Source organism: Herbinix hemicellulosilytica, assembly GCF_002904165.1.
Taxonomy (GTDB): Bacteria; Bacillota; Clostridia; order Lachnospirales; family Lachnospiraceae; genus Mobilitalea; species Mobilitalea hemicellulosilytica.
Window position 1 is genome coordinate 72365 of the sequence record NZ_CVTD020000008.1, and the last position, 17629, is coordinate 89993.

Consider the following 17629-nt stretch of genomic DNA (forward strand, 5'->3'; position numbering starts at 1 on the left):
GAATGGTATTTTGCAATGAAATTTGATTTACTTTTCTTCTATATTTTATGTCGCAATGATGTTTCATTCGTTATATCAGTTAAACCCAAATATAAAATACATATGAACGCAATTGTACAATGTAAAATTAAAACATATATTGACATCTTCATACATAATATATATAATCAATACAAGGTAATTATTGGGAATTTGCATAAAATAAATTAATACAGTATATAGAACAAATAATATTAAAAACTACTGATATCGTGTATTAATTTTATTATTATGCATCTCAATATTGCCTATATATTATAAAAGGGATATCATGAAAAAAATAAAGAAATTATCAGCTCTTATAATTGCTGGTATTTTAGTTTTTGCCTCAAGTTTAGGCATAGCATTTGCAGATACTAAAAAAGGACAATTGAATGGCCATGATGTTATAGGACACAGTTCAGTTACACAGACCTCAGGAATAGCATATACAGATATGTTATGGTCAGGTAGTGTATCAGTTAATGCAACATATGCATATGTAAATATTAATACATTAGAAACAGCTACACAAACAAAAAGTGCAGGCGGCCAGAGCAATTGTTCTGTAAGTTTCTCAGCTCCCAGTAGTTGCAGAAGTGTTTATATTAGTGCATCCCACTGGGCTAGTTTGTCGGGACAAACCTGGTCAGCATCTACTTATGACGCATATTAAAGTTGATTAATAGTATAAAATTGGATATAATTATATATATTTAGAAACGATATAAGATATCATTAGTAAAATGTTCTATATACTATATCGTTTCTAATTTATTTTATTGGATATGCAATACCGGATGAGGAGAGATTTCCAATGAAATTCAAATATTTTTTAATTTGTATTTTATTAATACTTCCGATTTTTCTGACGGCATGCAAAAAAAATAATCAGAATGATTTATTGCAAAATATAGTGAACAATACAACAAAAGAGGTAGATAATGATACACAGTGGCATGGCAAACTTATTTATTCCGACAATATAATAAAATGGGGTGTACCGAATTTATATAAAATCAGTGATAGGGCATTATCTGAATTTAATAAAAAACTTGTGAATATGGGATATGATTTTAATGTAGAATTTATATCATTGGATTTCAATAATTATCATGATGAGCTTAAAAAATATGAAGAAAAATATGGCTCATTAGATATTGCATTTACAGGTTTTAATTCTAATAAACACAAAGAATTAATTTTGGAATGGATTTTATCAGGTTATTATATACCTCTGGATAATTATTTAACTTCATCTGATGGGAAAGATTTGTGGGAACTTTATGATTCAAAGATTTGGGATTCGGTTAAAGTGGAGAATTCGATTTATATGGTTCCAAATGGTGTAGGCACAAATAACGGAATTGTATTTGCTTTTAACAAAGAGTATGTTTCTGAGCAAGAGTTAAGTAATTTTACCGGCAAACTGGAGCAATTAGAGAAGTTTTTGGATTATTTACCGTCGAGTGATGATTTTGTTCCAATTATTATAGAACTTTCCGACATGAGTTTAACGGATCTGATTGCATGTGATTACAGATATGGATTAATTTTGCCTCATAATGAAAAAGCTGCATACAATCCTTATGATTATAATAATTTTAGAGATTTATTATTAGTTCTTAATAAATATTATAAAGCAAATTATATTCAGGATGATTATTGTCTTATTGGTAACGAGGAAAAACCATCTACATATACTGAACTTGTTGACAAGAAATTAAAAGAGGGCAAATTTTTTGTATATATAGGAGATAAAAGCAGAATATCCTCTAATTATGAAAATATTTTAATATATGAAATGCCGTCATATATCAGAACAAGATTAAACGGTACTGGGATAGCTGCAGGATCCAAAAAGCAAAATGATGCTTTTAAACTTTTAGCATTATCCTACACAAACCAAGAATTGGCAAATCTTTTAATACACGGTTTAGAGGGATATGATTATACATTAAAAAACAATGTTGCATATCCGACAAGCGATGACGGTGGTAATGCTTGGTTAAACCAGCTAACGCTAGGTATTTATGAAAATACATATCCAATGCCGGGAGAATCTTTTAAAACTGACAAGATTACAGATAAAAGGGAGTTTTATAAATACCATGTAACAGCATCCCCTTATCTTGGGTTTAATTTTTATGATAAGGAATTTAGTACAAGAATTCGTGAAATAAATGAAATTGTCATGGATAATCTGGAACTATGGAAATCGGATAACATTGAACAAGATCTGGATTATGCTAATAATCTACTGAAAAAAAATGGCATTAACGAATTGATTGATGCTGTTAATTTGCAGTTGAATGAAAAATAATTCGTATGGAGAGCGATATGATATTAGAAATTAAAAATCTAAATAAAATGTACGGAAAAGTACAAGCTCTTAATGATTTTTCTTACAGGTTTACAGAGGGTGTATATGGTTTATTAGGGCCGAACGGTGCCGGCAAATCTACCCTGATGAACATTATAGCGGATAATTTAAAAGAAAGCAGCGGAGAGATTCTTTTTAACGAAGTAAATATAAAAACATTAGGCAGTAATTTCCGCAAGATTTTAGGGTATATGCCTCAGCAGCAAGGATTATATCATAACATGACTCTCAATAGGTTTTTATACTATATGGCTTCTCTTAAGGGAATGACAAAATCGGAAGCTGAAGAACAGATTGATCAGATTTTACACCTGGTTAATTTGGAAGCACATGCAAATAAACCTTTGGGTTCATTTTCGGGAGGGATGAAGCAACGGGCACTGATTGCACAGGCACTTCTCGGAAACCCAAAGATTCTTTTATTGGATGAACCGACAGCCGGACTAGATCCAAAAGAAAGGATTAGAATACGAAACTTAATTGCCAAAATATCCTTTGAAAAAATAGTCATTTTGGCTACTCATATTGTATCTGATATTGAATTTATTGCTAAAGAAGTTTTATTTCTCAATAAGGGTAATTTGATAGACTTTGGGTCTCCTCAAGTATTATGTGAAAAATTGTCCAATATGGTATATGAGATTATTTCAGCCCATGATGGAGTTACAGATATAGCAAAGGATTATCGTATAAGTAACATTTTTAAAGACGATAAGTATGCTTATATAAAAGTTATTACAACAAAGCCGCCTTTTGAATATAAATATCGGGAGGCAAAACCAAATCTAGAGGACGTATATCTTTACTATTTTGATGAGGATGTATTATGATGAGGCTCTTGGCAAATGAATTTATTAAGGTATTTGGGAAAAAATCAATATGGTTAATTCTTCTGGGGGCAATGTGTTTAAACGGAATCTTGCTTTATGTGAACGAAAGTAGTAGGGTTACCAGAAATAATTTTTATTCCACAAAGCACTATAAAAATATATATGTAGATCTTCAAGGTAAATCGAATCAGGAAGCTTTGAAAATATTACAAGATGAGTTTAAGACACTAGAGATACTGATGCAGCTTACCTATATGGAAAACGATATACTTTTTCAATATAACAGTCAAAATGGAATGTTAATGGATATTAATGAAGATGAACTTAAAAAGTTGGAAGAAATATATAAGTCAGGCAGCTATTTAAAATATACCGATGATATATGGAAAGAGTATTGGCTATATCGCGATGTTATTTCAGAAATTACCCTATGTGAGAGTTATGCTGATTACCTTAATAAAATTGATGAAGCAGCCGAAACATTATCACAGCTTCCTATATTCGAAGAAAAAGATTCGTTCAGTTATAGAAATATTTTAAAGACACCAGAAGCTTTTAATCACCTAAAAGGCAATAAACTTTATTTTGGGCCATCAAACGGCATAAAGATGGCTACAGAATTTTTTGGCACAGATATGTTGGCAGTTGTTTTATTAATTATGATTATTGCATCTCTGATTACCAGAGAAAAAGAAATGTCTCAGCTTATTTTATTAAAATCCACTTTTTTAGGCAGAAAACCTTTGGTTATTGCAAAGTTAGCAACTGCATATTTGGGTAGTTTTATAATTACAGTATTACTATATGGTGTTAATTTTTTTGTAGCATATCATGTTTACGGCTTTGGAAGTCTTAATCGTTTGATTCAATCCGTTTCCGGGTATATGGGAAGTAATTTAAATATAACTATTTTGCATTATTTTATAATGTTTCTGATAGCTAAACTTATTATTTATATACTTTTTACATCGATTGCTTTCCTTTTTGCCGTATTGGCAAAGGATGCCGTACAGTTGTATTTGACACTGGTTTCACTTTTAGCGGTAAGTGCTGTAGCTTATTATAATATTGATCAATCAAGTTATCTTTCCATATTTAAATATTTAAATATAATAAGTTTTTTAAATACCTATTCTTTTTTCAAAAGCTATTTAAATATAAATTTTTTTGATATGCCGATAAATTATATACTTATTTCATTTATTACTATAATTGCTAAATTAATTATAGCTGTAACTGTCTCTGTTTTAATATTCTGTAGACAAAAGACTATTGATAATACGTCGCGCATAACTGAAGTGTTAAAATATATTCGTTCTAAGTTACAGTTAAAATACGGATACAGAAGCAGCCGGTTATTTTGGCATGAATGCTATAAGATTTTTATCGGTGGAAAATCGTTATTATTCTTATTGGTTTATGCCGCAGTAACATTTGTTACATATAAGCCACTATCTGAAAACTTAAGCACTCTGGAAGATTTTTATTATAAGCAATATATGTTAGAATTAGAAGGAGAAGTAAATGAAGATAAGCTTCGTTATATTGAAGAGGAAGAAGCCAGGTTATCAGAGGCTTACAATAATATGATGCAATTGATGGAAGAGGCTGATATTAGTCCATACATTATGGAATCATATCAAAATATTTTGGCTCCATATAAAGCTTTACAAGAAGTTAAAATGCATACGGATTATTTGAAAACTAAAAATGGAAGTCAATATCTTTATGATTCCGGTTATAAAATACTTACAGGGGAAGGTAGTGGAAGATATAAGGATATTCAGCTTGCATTGCAGTCGGTAATAATGACTATAGTTTGTATAGTATATGTTTATACGGTGGAATATCAAACGGGAAGCATTAATTTAATAAAAGCAAGTTACAAAGGCAGATTGCATACGTTTCTTTGTAAATTAGGGATTTCTGTAATTATTTTGACGGTTATATACTTTACTACGTATGCTCCTTATTTTTATAACGTATTACAGGCTTACGGGGTAAGAGCATTATCTGCACCTGCATATAGTATGGAACATTTATCTGAGATTCCGAAGCAGATATCTATTTTAAAATATTTAATATTTATATCTGTTATGAGATATATTGGTCTTATTTTGACAATCTTTATTATTTTTTGGTTATCGGTTAGGCTCAAAAGCGTTATATTAACTTTAGTAGCATGTATATGCGTTCTTGTTTTGCCGTTACTTTTTTCTTTGCTCGGAATATCAGGATTTGATTATGTACTTCTCAACCCATTTTTATTGGGGAATGTGTTCTAAAATTATGCAGATTTGGAAGGGGTTATAAATGAAGAGTAAGAAAAAAATAATATATATATCATTTTCTTTAATAACTATATTGATTGTTATAATAGTAGTTTTTATTTACTACATAAAAGTTAATGATATAAGAATGACCGGAAAAGTAAGGGTGCATTCAATTTTTGCCTATACTGATCAAGGAATTACCTATAATATGGATAAATTTTTTAGATATGTTGATGCATCAAGCGGGAAAGCTGTAGTGTTATGCGATAAGCCCCATTGCAGACATATAGACTCTACATGTAATGCATATAAGGATTTTCATTTAAGAGGGCTTGCTATATATAACGGTAAACTCTTCTATGTGAAGGAAGAAAATGACCGTACATTAACTGTATATAAAGCTGATACAAACAGTACAAACAGGAAAGCAATTGTCAAATTAAAAGAATTACAGAATAATACGGCTGCTGTATATATGGATAATTATCTTCTTTATGCTTACAGAAATTCATTTATTTATGATGATGATTCTGTCGGACCTGTTGGTGAACTGGAAAAACCGTCAGCAGGATTAGCAATAATTAATTTGCATAAACGGAAAGTAGTATACGTACCTGAAAAAGCTGATTATGATGCTACTATTCTTCATCCTTATTTATATGATAATAAGATCTACTATTTATATCTGTATTTAGATGTAAAAATTGATTATACGAAAGATATTGCGGCAATTGACCAGGATTATATTAATAATCATACCTACTATAGAATTTATTGCTATGACATAGCTACCAATTCTGAAACGGTCATTTTTGAAGGCAAAAATATTTCACTTGAAGATTACAGTGAAAGTAAAGCGTTTATTGTGGAATCTTCCGGAGATTATAACAGAATATATTCGTTGGATTTGCTTACACAAGAAAAAAATCTTTTAATTGAGGAAAATGCTGATAAAAGTCTGCGCTGTTTTGCAGATGGAGATCGTATTATTTATTATAGTTATAATCGCAATGATAATAGCTCCAGATATCATTATTATTATTACGATTTAGTATCACAATCAAAAGTTGAAATCGGAGAAAGCGATTATTTTGCTGTAATATCAGAGATTGTGAATGATAAAATATACCTGTCATTTTATGATCAGTCATCGGGTGAGTTACAACTTGGTTATATTATGAAGGATGATTTTTATGCTTTTAAATTTGATAAGGCAGTACCGTTAAAATTAGAATACAATGATTAAAATTCAAGTACAGAATTTTTGCTATGTAAATAAGAAAGTAAGAGGTTTGATAATACCGGTATTAAGTATGAATAATGACAATATCTCATTTTTAAGCAAGGATGTGTCATAATTTTATAGGAGGAGTAAAATGACTTTACAGCAGATAAGGTATGTAGTTGCGGTAGCCGATACAAATTCTATGAATGAGGCGGCAAAAAGGCTGTATATATCCCAGCCGACCCTTTCCGGTGCAATTAAAGATTTAGAAGCCGAATTAAACCTTACCATATTTACCAGAACCAATAAGGGTGTGATACTCACACCGGAGGGAGAAGAATTCCTTGGATATGCAAGACAGGTTTTAAACCAGATGGAACTGCTTGAGGGGAAATACATAGAAGGCAAGAAGATTAAGAAAAAGTTCGGGGTATCCACCCAGCATTATTCTTTTGCGGTAAAGGCGTTTGTTGATACGGTTAAAGAGTTTGATATGAATGAATATGAGTTTGCCATTCGTGAAACAAGGACAGCCGATGTTATAGCTGATGTAAAAAACGGAAAAAGTGAGATAGGCATTTTATATACAAATGAGTTTAATGAAAAAGTGATTAACAAATTGCTGAAAGAAAATCAACTGGAATTTCATCATCTGGTCAGTTGCAAAGGGTATGTATATTTGTGGAAAGGCCATCCTCTGGCATCAAAAGATAAGATAACTATGGAGGAACTTTTGGATTATCCGTGCCTTTCTTTTGAACAGGGTGACAATAATTCTTTTTATTTTGCAGAGGAAATTTTAAGTACGTATGATTACAAAAAAACAATAAAAGCCTGTGACAGAGCAACCATGCTGAATTTGATGATTGGTATAAATGCATATACATTATGTTCGGGAATAATCTGTGAGGAGCTTAACGGCAGTGATTATTGTGCAATACCGTTAGATATAGATGTAAATATGAATATCGGTTACATTACCAGAAACCATGGTATAGTAAGTGATATCGGTAAGAAATACATAGAGGAACTGCAAAAATATATAGGTAATTATGTTATAAAGCAGCAGGCGGAAAATTTATAACCCGTAATATTTTAATATTACGGGTTACGGCATACACGAAAACCTGTATCAGGTCCCATACCGTTAGCTTCATATTTGCCTCGGTAGGAAAGTTCGCAGCATACCACGTCTCCCATCCAGCCTCCGCCTTTCCAGATTTTATATGCGCTGCCTTTGGCGCTGTCGGACTCCGTATACCAATCCCAGCACCATTCTCTTACATTGCCAGACATATCATAAAGGCCAAGTTCATTCGGTTTTGTGGAACCTACAGGCTTGGTTCGGTTGTTATTGCTTGCAATTTTAGGCCAACTCCAGTCACCTTTTAAGTATTCATCACCAGAATTTCTCCAGTACCAGGCCGCTTTATCTGCGTTATCGCTTCCGCTATAAATATAATTTTTGCTTTTTTGTCCGCCGCTTGCGGCATATTCCCATTCGGCTTCCGTCGGCAGGCGATAACCGTTGGCGTTTTCATTAATGGTTACCGTCCATTTGATATCATCGTATTCGCTTATATTAAAAGGATCTTTTGATGTTTTATCTATGTTGTAATACGGCTCCAACCCTTCTTTTATACTTCTTTTGTTGCAATATTCTATAGCATCATACCAGCTTACATTTTCAACAGGATAGTTATCCCCTTTGAATTCGGAAGGGTTATCACCCATTATCATTTTCCATTCATATTGTGTAATTTCGTATTTGCTGATATAAAAATCATTTATGACTATATCTTTTCCGTAAAAAGTGGAATTTTTATTTACAAAGGTACCGCCTTCTACAAATACCATTTCATTGGTAATATTTTCATCAGTGGATGCCTTTTTTGATGTCTTACGGGTGCAGCCACCCAGAATTAATATTGATATCAGAATTAATAAAAGAACTTTTTTCATTGGTATATCTCCTTCTGAAGATGCTTTCTAATTATAATATATATTCAAACAGTATGTAGGCAGTTAAGTCAAGGTTTTATGTTACCGGATGCTTGTCCGGTTTTAGCCAAGTGGCCATATTGCGCTAGAGGTATTATACTACCATACGGTTACGTTAGCGCTTCCGCTGCTTTGATAGCCTTCAACGGCCATAACCTGATATGACCAGCTGCTTCCCAGATATAATCCTCTGCTCGCCCATGCGTTGACATGGTTAGCAAATGTGATTGACACATTGCTTCCTGTCGGCCGCTTGGAAGTACGTACGCTCCAATACTGAGCGAAAGTCTGGGTTCCGTCTATGGACGGAGCATTGTATCTCATAGTTCTGTATATATCATATGTTCCGCCGTCACTGTATACAGTTCCCAGAGAATTTGATCCGGGTGGACGCCAATTGCCCCAACTGTCTACTACATAATATTCAATAAGAGCATTTCTTGTCCATCCATAAAGGGTAAGATAACCGTTGCCTGAAGGAGCCCAGACACCGGCATTATAATTGATTACCCTGTTGGGGCTTCCGGTAGCCCAACCTTTACCTACTACAAAGTTACCGCAATTGTACCAATTGACGCTGAAATTACCGCCTGATCCGTTAACGGCGTTAACATAGCCGCCGCCGTCGGTCCAATACTGCCAGTATGTATTGGCATATGCATTACCGGCAAGCATTGTTGAAATGCAGAGCGATGCAGCGAAAATTAATGCAATTGCTTTTCTTAATTTTTTACTCATATTTTTCCTCCTTCCAATATCCAAATATTTGCCCCTGCCTACATACTGTTTGAGTCAGGGATGTTAAGGAAGTTTAAAGAGTAATATTTGACAAAAAGAGTAAAATATTTACACGCAAATATAATATAACACATATTGGAAAAATATGCAATATTTATATAATAAAAATTTTTTTTGATTGGATTTGCAGTAAGAATATATGAAAAAAGTCTAAAAATTATAAATTAAAATAGTTAAAATTGATAGATATTAAATTTTTGCTTTAAATATATTAGTCATTTTAAACAATTCAATATATATTCGTGAAAAAATATACAAATCATAAAATATTAGTTGATATTTCAAAAATTGATATAATTTGACATAATGAAAATAAAATGGGAAAAAATGAAATTTAAAACTTTTTAAATTTTTGTAAAAAGGCTTTAAATTTCGATAGATTGTGATAAAATAGTATAGCGTTTATCAGATTTCGATAAATATAAGATAAAACGCTTATGAAACCCTTGTGTTTGTTAATTTGATTTGAAATGAGGAGTATATATGTATGATAATGATAAAAAGACGGAAGAATTACTAAAGCAGCAAGTTCTTGAGATAATGAACGAGGATAAAAATTCCCGTATAAACAATAAATCAGGTAAAAAGAACAAAGGAAAAAAGAAAAAGAAACGGATCTTTAAATATGTTGCTATTCCATTTTTATTGATATTGACTATGCTTATACTTGTTATAGGCACCAAACCCGGACGAAGCATACTTTATAAAACCGCAAGTAAATTTGTATACAGTAATATTAAAAAGGGGGAACCCAAAGAAGAAGAGAAAGAGGATTTCAAGCACGAACAAAAGGCCGATAATGTTGTTTGGGAGGATTATGTATACAATTTTCTGATATTTGGCGTCGAAGAGATAGGGGGAGCCAAAAATACGGATGCCATGTTAATCGGTTCCATCAATAAAAAGGACGGCAAGATAACACTTACTTCTCTGCTTAGAGACAGTTATGTTGATATCCCTGGATATAAGGCAAACAAGCTTAATTCTGCTTTTTCCAAAGGCGGAGTAGATCTTTTGATAGAAACTATAGAGAAGAACTATAAGATACAGATTGACGGTTATGCTTATGTCAACTTTGAGTCCTTTGAAAAACTGGTGGATATGCTTGGCGGTGTTACTATAGAGCTTGGTAAAGAAGAGGCGGCATATCTTAATAAAACCAACTATATTTCTAAGAAAGAAAACAGAAATGTAAAACCCGGAGTTAATAAACTTAACGGAAACCAGGTAATGGGTTATGTAAGGGTAAGAAAAGTTAAAACTTTGGGTGGTGCCAATTATGATTACGGCCGTGTTGTACGTCAGCAAAGGGTATTAAAAGCAATGTTTGACAGTCTGATGTCAACTAAGAATCTTTTTAAGATCATTCCTATCGGCAAGGAAGCTCTAAGCTATGTAACAACCGATTTAAGCCAAAAACAGATTGAAATATTGATGGAGGCGGTAATTGAAAATAAGATTACAACTCTTGAAACATCCAGGATACCCGTTGACGGGGCATTTGAAGCGCCAAAAAAGTATAACGGTATCGGTTATCCTATAGTTCTTGACTGGGACAAGAACTTAATAGAGATGTATAAATTTATTTTCGGATATACGGAAGAAGAAGCTTTGGCTGCTCTTGAAAGAGTAAAATAATTTAGGCTGACAGATGATTTAAAACTAATATAATCATAATTAACAGCGGTTTATGATTGATATAAAGCTCTTTGCCAAATAAGGACTGGCAAAGAGCTTTTTTGCAATAAGAATGAAAAATAAAATTTGTCAATTTATATTTTGTAGACCGGAATATTATTTATTCTAAATTATTTGGTGATAATAACGTATTGACAGCATAAAAACCAAGGTTTAGACTAATATTGTTGGCGTATTTTGATAGGGTTTGGATTAAGAATACGAATTTTAAAGGCACTTGGAACAATTAAATTATATTATGAAAAGAAAGGAGCGAGATGATAACAATGGACGCTGGCAGTAGTAATGGCATACCGGACCGAAGTTTCAATACAACTTTATATTGGACTGCGGAAGCGTCCGTTTGTTATTGACGCTTCGGTCTTTTTGTGCCTTTACTCCTGCCAAGTATGGCCAAGTATAGCAATATACTTGAGTTATGCTTTGGAAGGAGGTAAATTAAATGATTAAAACAACAGATTTAGAAAATCAGATTATTGAATTATTAGAAGGAAAAAAATACAAAGAACTAAAAGAAATCATATCAACTATCAATCCCTATGACTTGGCTGCATTGTTTGAGGATTTGCCGGAGAAAAATATTATTTTATTGTTCCGGTTACTGCCCAAAGATCTGGCAGCTGAAACATTTGTAGAGATGAATCCGGAGCACCAGAAAACTTTGATTGAAAGCTTTTCTGATGTTGAGCTGAAAGAAGTGATTGACGAGTTATATATCGATGACATGGTATATTTAATAGAAGAAATGCCGGCCAATGTCGTTAAACGTATTCTTAAAAACTCATCGGAATATGACCGTAAGATAATTAACCAGATCTTAAACTATCCCCAGGATTCTGCCGGAAGCATAATGACAACGGAGTTTGTCAGCCTGCGTTCTGACATGACCATAGCCGATGCCATTAAAAGAATACGGCAGATCGGTTTGGACAGTGAAACGTTTGATACCTGTTATGTTACCGATAATGTAAATCATTTAATAGGGTATATTACTATTCGGACAATTATTCTCTCCGATGATAACAGTAAAATAGAGGACTTAATGGAGACAAACGTCATATCTGTAAATACCCATGATGATCAGGAAGAAGTGGCCCATCTATTCGGTAAATACGACTTGACCGTTCTCCCGGTAGTTGATAACGACAACAGACTGGTAGGAATTGTTACGGTAGACGATGCATGGGATGTATTGGAGAAGGAAACAACAGAAGATATCGAATTGATGGCTGCTATAACCCCTTCGGATACCCCATATCTTAAGAAAACGATATTTGAAATTTGGAGAAGCCGTATGCCGTGGCTGCTTCTTTTAATGATATCTGCTACATTTACAGGCCTTATCATAACCCGTTTTGAAGATGCACTAAAAGCATATGTGGTTCTGACTGCATATATACCTATGCTTATGGACACCGGAGGAAACTCGGGAAGCCAATCTTCGGTTACTATAATCAGAGGACTTTCTTTAAATGAAATAGAATTTGGAGATATTCTTAAGGTTTTGTGGAAAGAATCTAGAGTAGCAATGCTATGTGGAATAACTTTAGCGGTAGTAAATTTTGCAAAACTGATGGTGTTTGACAAGGTAGGATTTGGGGTGGCTGTGGTTGTAAACTTAACTTTGTTACTAACAGTAATTATTGCTAAAATGGTAGGTTCAACCCTTCCTATGCTGGCTAAAAAGATAGGATTTGATCCTGCCGTAATGGCTAGCCCATTCATAACTACAATAGTTGATGCTATTTCTTTGATATTATATTTTGCTATCACCGGTATGATACTCGGTCTGTGAGAGGATCTGATACCTGTTTGCTATGTTAGTGGGGTGTACCTATGGTCTTACAGGAAACATTTATTTTAAAAAACGGAGTAAAGATACCCAAGATCGGACTTGGTACCTGGCAGATACCTAACGGCAAGGAAGCTTATAATTCCGTAAAATGGGCATTGGAAGTCGGCTACAGGCATATAGATACTGCCATGGCCTATGGGAATGAAGAAAGTGTAGGCAGGGCTATAAAAGATTCGGGTATACCGAGAGAAGAGATATTTGTAACGACAAAACTGCCTGCCGAAAAGAAAGGTTATGACATAGCCCATGAATGCTTCAAAAAATCCCTTGAAGCTTTAGGTTTGGATTATATCGACTTGTATTTGATACATGCTCCCTGGCCGTGGGATAGGATAGGACTTGATTGCACTGAAGGCAATATAGAAAGCTGGAAAGCTTTCGAGGAAATCTATGACAGCGGTAAGGCAAAAGCTATAGGAATATCAAATTTTGAACCGAAGCATATAAGGCCTATCCTTGAAATGTGCAAACATGTGCCTATGGTAAACCAGATTCGTTTCCATATAGGTGAACGTCAGGAAGAAACGGTAGAATTTTGTGCCAAACATGATATTTTAATTACAGCATATTCTCCGCTGGCTACCGGACGTATTCTTAATAGGAAAGAAATTGTGGATATGGCAAATAAGTATAAAGTAACCGCCGCCCAGCTTTGCATAAGATATTGTTTGCAGAAAGATACTGTAGTTATACCTAAGTCCACAAAAAAAGAACGTATCATATCAAATGCTAATGTAGACTTTATTATTGATGATGAGGATATGAAGGTTCTGGATAGGTTATAAGTCTGCTTTTCGTAAATTCTGCAAGAGCAGTAAATATGAATTTATATAAAAAATCTTAATAAAGTATGTATTATAATAGTTGATAGAGTAAGCAATTATATAACTCCCGGTGCCTCGTTTAAATATGGCATCGGGAGTTGTATTATAATAACTTATTCATCAATTGTTTTAATTTCCCATGCTTTCACAATGCTACTCGTATTGATAAGCAGTTTTTCTTTATTTGCATTGTATATAATAATTGCTGATATAAGAAACAGTAATGCAGAAGCCACAACAGATGTAACAATGCTTGTAGAATTAATCGGTATTAAATTTCCGAATGGTACAAATAGTACCGGCAAAACAAAGCCAAGAACAGCAAATACTGAAGCTATTAATTGCTTATGCAAAGTATAGTCTGCAAAATGTATTGTCGATCCTGCAATTAAAGCAGCGCTCATAAAAAGATTCAGAAATGATTGGCAAATCGTATAAATATTTAATGCAATATCTTTATGTAATGCAAATTTTAATATAAGGCCAAAGGCGAAGAGTAAAAATATTGAGTAAATAAAGCCGGTAATTGTGACAAATACAATGTTAATAAACCATAATTTCAGAATGGAGGTATTGGTAGCTAGTATTACTTCACATGACACAAGTTCTTCAATTGAAAAGTGAATAATAACGCTAAATGTTATAACATTAAACGGAAAATATGCCACTATACTATTCCACTGAACTCCGGTAAAATATAGTAAGCCGAAATATAATACAGGGAAAAGGAAAAAAAGGATTACTTTTGATATTTTTTTATGTGATTCATTAATTCTTTTCCAAATAAGAGCCCTCATATTCAGATACTCCTTTTTAAAATTCTTTCTTTGCTTAGTGTTTCGGTTAATTTTTTTATTCCTATAGAAATGGGCAACAGCAAACCAAGCATAATTAAAATAAGAATATTAACCATATTTTTTGATAATAGCAGAATACATGTAAGCAGTATTATAATTTGAAAAAGGTAAGGGATAATTCTTATTTTTGATTTTAAATTCCAGATTACAAGCCCAATAAAATAACTAAAATAGTATTGCCAGATAGGTAAAACTATGATCAGTAAAAAAGTTTTAACCGAAAACACCATATCTTTCTTTTCAATAAAAACATGATAAATCAGTAGAATAAGTGTTGTTATAATTGATTGTACATATGCTTTTAATAATATAAAAATACATTTGCTTTTTATAATATTTATAATTTCAATAGGCAATGAGAGTAATGATTCAATATAATTAGTAAAATCGTAATGAAATACATCGGTTTGGATGGCTAAAACATACATTAATGGTATAAGTGACAAAACAATTTCAATACTAAAGATGCTTTTTAGATATATATAAAAATAACAATAAGCTATAACTTGGATAATAGGCGTTATCTTTGATTTTTTTTGACGTTTTAATTCTTTCCATAATAAAGGATGTAATTTAGGATTCATGAATTTACCTCTCACTTTATTTTGAAAAACCTATAATACGTTGATATATGTCTTCCAAGTCACCGCTTACCTTTTTCAGTTCAATAATTTGCACATTTCTGCTATGCAACCATTCAGGCAAATTATTGTAATTATTATCAACGCAAACCGTAACAGTATCAAATTCTGTATGCACCCATTTTACAAAGGTACTTCTTTTTAATTCATTCAGCCATTTATCTTTATTTTTAGCTTTAATTGAATATATATTTTTGCTATACCGTTTGCTTAATTCTTCATATGTACCTATATCATATATTTTTCCTTTATTAATAAATGCAATTTTAGTACATAATTTTTGAAGAGAAAGCAGATCATGTGAATTTATAAATACAGTTTTTCCCTGCTTTGCATTTTTAAGAATAAAATCCCTAAGAAGTATTTGTCCTTCAAGATCAAGTCCTCTGGATGGTTCATCCAGGATTAGTAATTCAGGATCATTAACTAAAGCTCTTGCTAATGCTAACCGTTGCCTCATACCTCTGGAAAAAAATGAAATATTGCTGTCCTTTTTTGAATAAAGATCAAACTCCCTTAATAACATACTTATTTTTTCATTCCTAATACTTTTAGAAGCATTCGGAAAATAAATTCTGTGAAAAAATTCGAGGTTTTCCCAGGCGGTTAAATCTCTGAACAGACCGATATTATCAAGAAGAAATCCTATTTTTTGCCTTACTTTGTCATATTCTTTACTTCTTACATCAACGTTATTAACTGTTATTTTTCCGCTATCTGGGTTATATAAGTTTAAAATCAGACGTATTAATGTCGTTTTCCCCGCCCCGTTTGGACCGACCAGAGCAAATATATCTCCCTGGTTAACTTTAAATGATACATTAGAAAGAATCGTTTCTTTTCCTATAGTTTTACAGACATTAATAATGTTTACCTCCATATTCCTTCCTCCAACAAGTATATACAGTGAGATAAATTAAATATTAAGTATGCATGTGATTTTAGAATTGGCAGTATTATTATTTCGGTAACTGTACTATAATTGCGGCTAAATTAATACTTCCATTTTTTACGCTATTTATTAATAATTGTTAATATTATAATCATATTTCAAAATATTTACAATAATAAATATTTAATAATAATCTAAAAACTATTTTCTTAATAATTATATTTGTTGACTTTATTAAAGTAAAATAATAGGGGCTGTCGCATAATTAGATTAAGAGGATATAGATATAACTGTAATGCACCGTTAAAAGAACATCTAGCATGTTTTGACGTCATAGGCGAACCTTTGCGTCCGACAATGACGCACATAATTAGTTAGATGTTCTTTTACCGGTGTGTGAAGCTATATCTATATCCTCGATAGAATAATGCGACAACCCCAATACTATAAATATATCTATAACTTTATTTTAACAATATCCCCATCGCTGGTTTCTACATCTACCAGTACCAAACCGGGATGCTTTCGTTTGATTCTGTTTATTTCTTTTACAATCTTGTGCAGATCACGGGGTTTTATTTTAAACTTGTCGGAAGGAACATACTTTTTTAAAGCAGCCGCTCCGATTTTTGCTGTCAAACTATTAAACAGCAATCTGGTCGGAAAAATAAGCCTTATTGTTCTTTCATTAGGGGATTTAATAATTATTTTCATATTATTCCACCACTATTTCCACGATATCGCCTTCTGCACTTTCAACTTCTACAAGTTTGCCGATAACACCTGATTCCACCAAGCGGATAAGCTGCTCAAAATCTACGTTTTGTAATGCTGCATTTCCTGATACCTGTGGCAGGTTCATTCCCATTTCCAATCCCAGCTTTATCAGGGCCAGGGGGAGATTAATCTTTATTTTATCTCCTTCTGATGTATTTACATAGATTCTGAATATCATATCATCTATGTTTTTGCGTTCTTCTTCAGGCAATAACCTGGTTTCTTTTTTGGCTTCACCGGAAAGCAGTTCGTCAACAGTAACTTCGAGTATTTCTGCAAGTTTCGGAAGCAGCAGGATATCCGGATAAGATATATCATTTTCCCATTTGGATACCGCCTGAGGGGTAACTCCAAGCTTTTCTGCAATTTCTTCCTGGGTAATGCCTTTTTCTCTTCTTAAATAGGAAATTCTTTTTCCAATGGTTTCTTTCATACTAATCACTCTCCCTTCTTGTTGTTTACATTTTAACTTCAAATGCAGGGAAGGAAAAGAGATTATTGGTTGAATTTACGATTTTCTTGCAACCTGTGGTTTAATTTTTACTCAACCGTAAGTT

16 protein-coding genes are annotated in these 17629 nt (G+C 32.7%); 9 read left to right on the forward strand and 7 right to left on the reverse strand.

Annotated features, from left to right (window positions below):
• Positions 1 to 310: 310 nt before the first annotated feature.
• The 6 genes from HHT355_RS01365 (at position 311) to HHT355_RS01390 (ending at position 7813) form a co-directional block, all read left to right on the forward strand.
• Positions 311 to 694, forward strand: a complete 384-nt coding sequence (locus HHT355_RS01365; protein WP_103201665.1) for a hypothetical protein — start codon at positions 311 to 313, stop codon at positions 692 to 694.
• A 141-nt stretch (positions 695 to 835) separates the two neighbouring features.
• Positions 836 to 2341, forward strand: a complete 1506-nt coding sequence (locus HHT355_RS01370) for a hypothetical protein (RefSeq protein ID WP_103201666.1) — start codon at positions 836 to 838, stop codon at positions 2339 to 2341.
• Positions 2342 to 2358: 17 nt separating this feature from the next.
• Entirely contained in the window at positions 2359 to 3231 is an 873-nt protein-coding gene (locus HHT355_RS01375; protein ID WP_103201667.1) for an ABC transporter ATP-binding protein, read from the forward strand.
• Positions 3231 to 5516, forward strand: a complete 2286-nt coding sequence (locus HHT355_RS01380; protein WP_103201668.1) for a hypothetical protein — start codon at positions 3231 to 3233, stop codon at positions 5514 to 5516. Before HHT355_RS01375 ends, HHT355_RS01380 begins: the two co-directional genes overlap by 1 nt.
• A 28-nt stretch (positions 5517 to 5544) precedes the next feature.
• The gene (locus HHT355_RS01385) at positions 5545 to 6750 is read left to right on the forward strand and encodes a hypothetical protein (protein ID WP_103201669.1); all 1206 of its coding nucleotides are present in this window, start codon (positions 5545 to 5547) and stop codon (positions 6748 to 6750) included.
• Positions 6751 to 6880: 130 nt separating this feature from the next.
• Positions 6881 to 7813 (forward strand): LysR family transcriptional regulator, encoded by a 933-nt coding sequence (locus tag HHT355_RS01390; protein WP_103201670.1) that lies wholly within the window; start codon positions 6881 to 6883, stop codon positions 7811 to 7813.
• A gap of 17 nt (positions 7814 to 7830) precedes the next feature.
• On the opposite strand, the gene HHT355_RS01395 is transcribed toward HHT355_RS01390, so the two are convergent.
• Together HHT355_RS01395 and HHT355_RS01400 are read right to left on the reverse strand one after the other, a co-directional pair.
• On the reverse strand, positions 7831 to 8691 hold the full coding sequence (locus HHT355_RS01395; protein WP_103201671.1) for a formylglycine-generating enzyme family protein: 861 nt from the start codon (positions 8689 to 8691) through the stop codon (positions 7831 to 7833).
• Between the two features lie 138 nt (positions 8692 to 8829).
• On the reverse strand, positions 8830 to 9468 hold the full coding sequence (locus HHT355_RS01400) for a glycoside hydrolase family 11 protein (protein ID WP_103201672.1): 639 nt from the start codon (positions 9466 to 9468) through the stop codon (positions 8830 to 8832).
• Between the two features lie 543 nt (positions 9469 to 10011).
• Here HHT355_RS01400 and HHT355_RS01405 point away from each other — a divergent pair.
• From HHT355_RS01405 to HHT355_RS01415, 3 genes are all read left to right on the forward strand, one after another.
• Positions 10012 to 11166 carry an LCP family protein gene (locus HHT355_RS01405; RefSeq protein WP_103201673.1) on the forward strand — a complete coding sequence of 385 codons (1155 nt, stop codon included), beginning with the start codon at positions 10012 to 10014 and terminating at the stop codon, positions 11164 to 11166.
• 502 nt (positions 11167 to 11668) lie between these two features.
• Positions 11669 to 13021 (forward strand): magnesium transporter, encoded by a 1353-nt coding sequence (mgtE, locus tag HHT355_RS01410; RefSeq protein WP_103201674.1) that lies wholly within the window; start codon positions 11669 to 11671, stop codon positions 13019 to 13021.
• Between the two features lie 41 nt (positions 13022 to 13062).
• The gene (locus tag HHT355_RS01415) at positions 13063 to 13866 is read left to right on the forward strand and encodes an aldo/keto reductase (protein ID WP_103201675.1); all 804 of its coding nucleotides are present in this window, start codon (positions 13063 to 13065) and stop codon (positions 13864 to 13866) included.
• A gap of 152 nt (positions 13867 to 14018) precedes the next feature.
• Here HHT355_RS01415 and HHT355_RS01420 read toward each other — a convergent pair whose 3' ends face one another.
• From HHT355_RS01420 to HHT355_RS01440, 5 genes are all read right to left on the reverse strand, one after another.
• Positions 14019 to 14702 (reverse strand): hypothetical protein, encoded by a 684-nt coding sequence (locus HHT355_RS01420; protein WP_103201676.1) that lies wholly within the window; start codon positions 14700 to 14702, stop codon positions 14019 to 14021.
• A gap of 2 nt (positions 14703 to 14704) precedes the next feature.
• Positions 14705 to 15346 (reverse strand): ABC-2 transporter permease, encoded by a 642-nt coding sequence (locus HHT355_RS01425; RefSeq protein ID WP_103201677.1) that lies wholly within the window; start codon positions 15344 to 15346, stop codon positions 14705 to 14707.
• Positions 15347 to 15362: 16 nt separating this feature from the next.
• Positions 15363 to 16283 (reverse strand): ABC transporter ATP-binding protein, encoded by a 921-nt coding sequence (locus HHT355_RS01430; RefSeq protein ID WP_103201678.1) that lies wholly within the window; start codon positions 16281 to 16283, stop codon positions 15363 to 15365.
• Between the two features lie 468 nt (positions 16284 to 16751).
• A complete protein-coding gene (locus HHT355_RS01435) occupies positions 16752 to 17009 on the reverse strand; it encodes a hypothetical protein (RefSeq protein WP_103201679.1) in 258 nt (85 codons plus the stop codon).
• A gap of 1 nt (position 17010) precedes the next feature.
• Positions 17011 to 17505, reverse strand: a complete 495-nt coding sequence (locus HHT355_RS01440) for a helix-turn-helix domain-containing protein (protein WP_103201680.1) — start codon at positions 17503 to 17505, stop codon at positions 17011 to 17013.
• Positions 17506 to 17629: the final 124 nt, after the last annotated feature.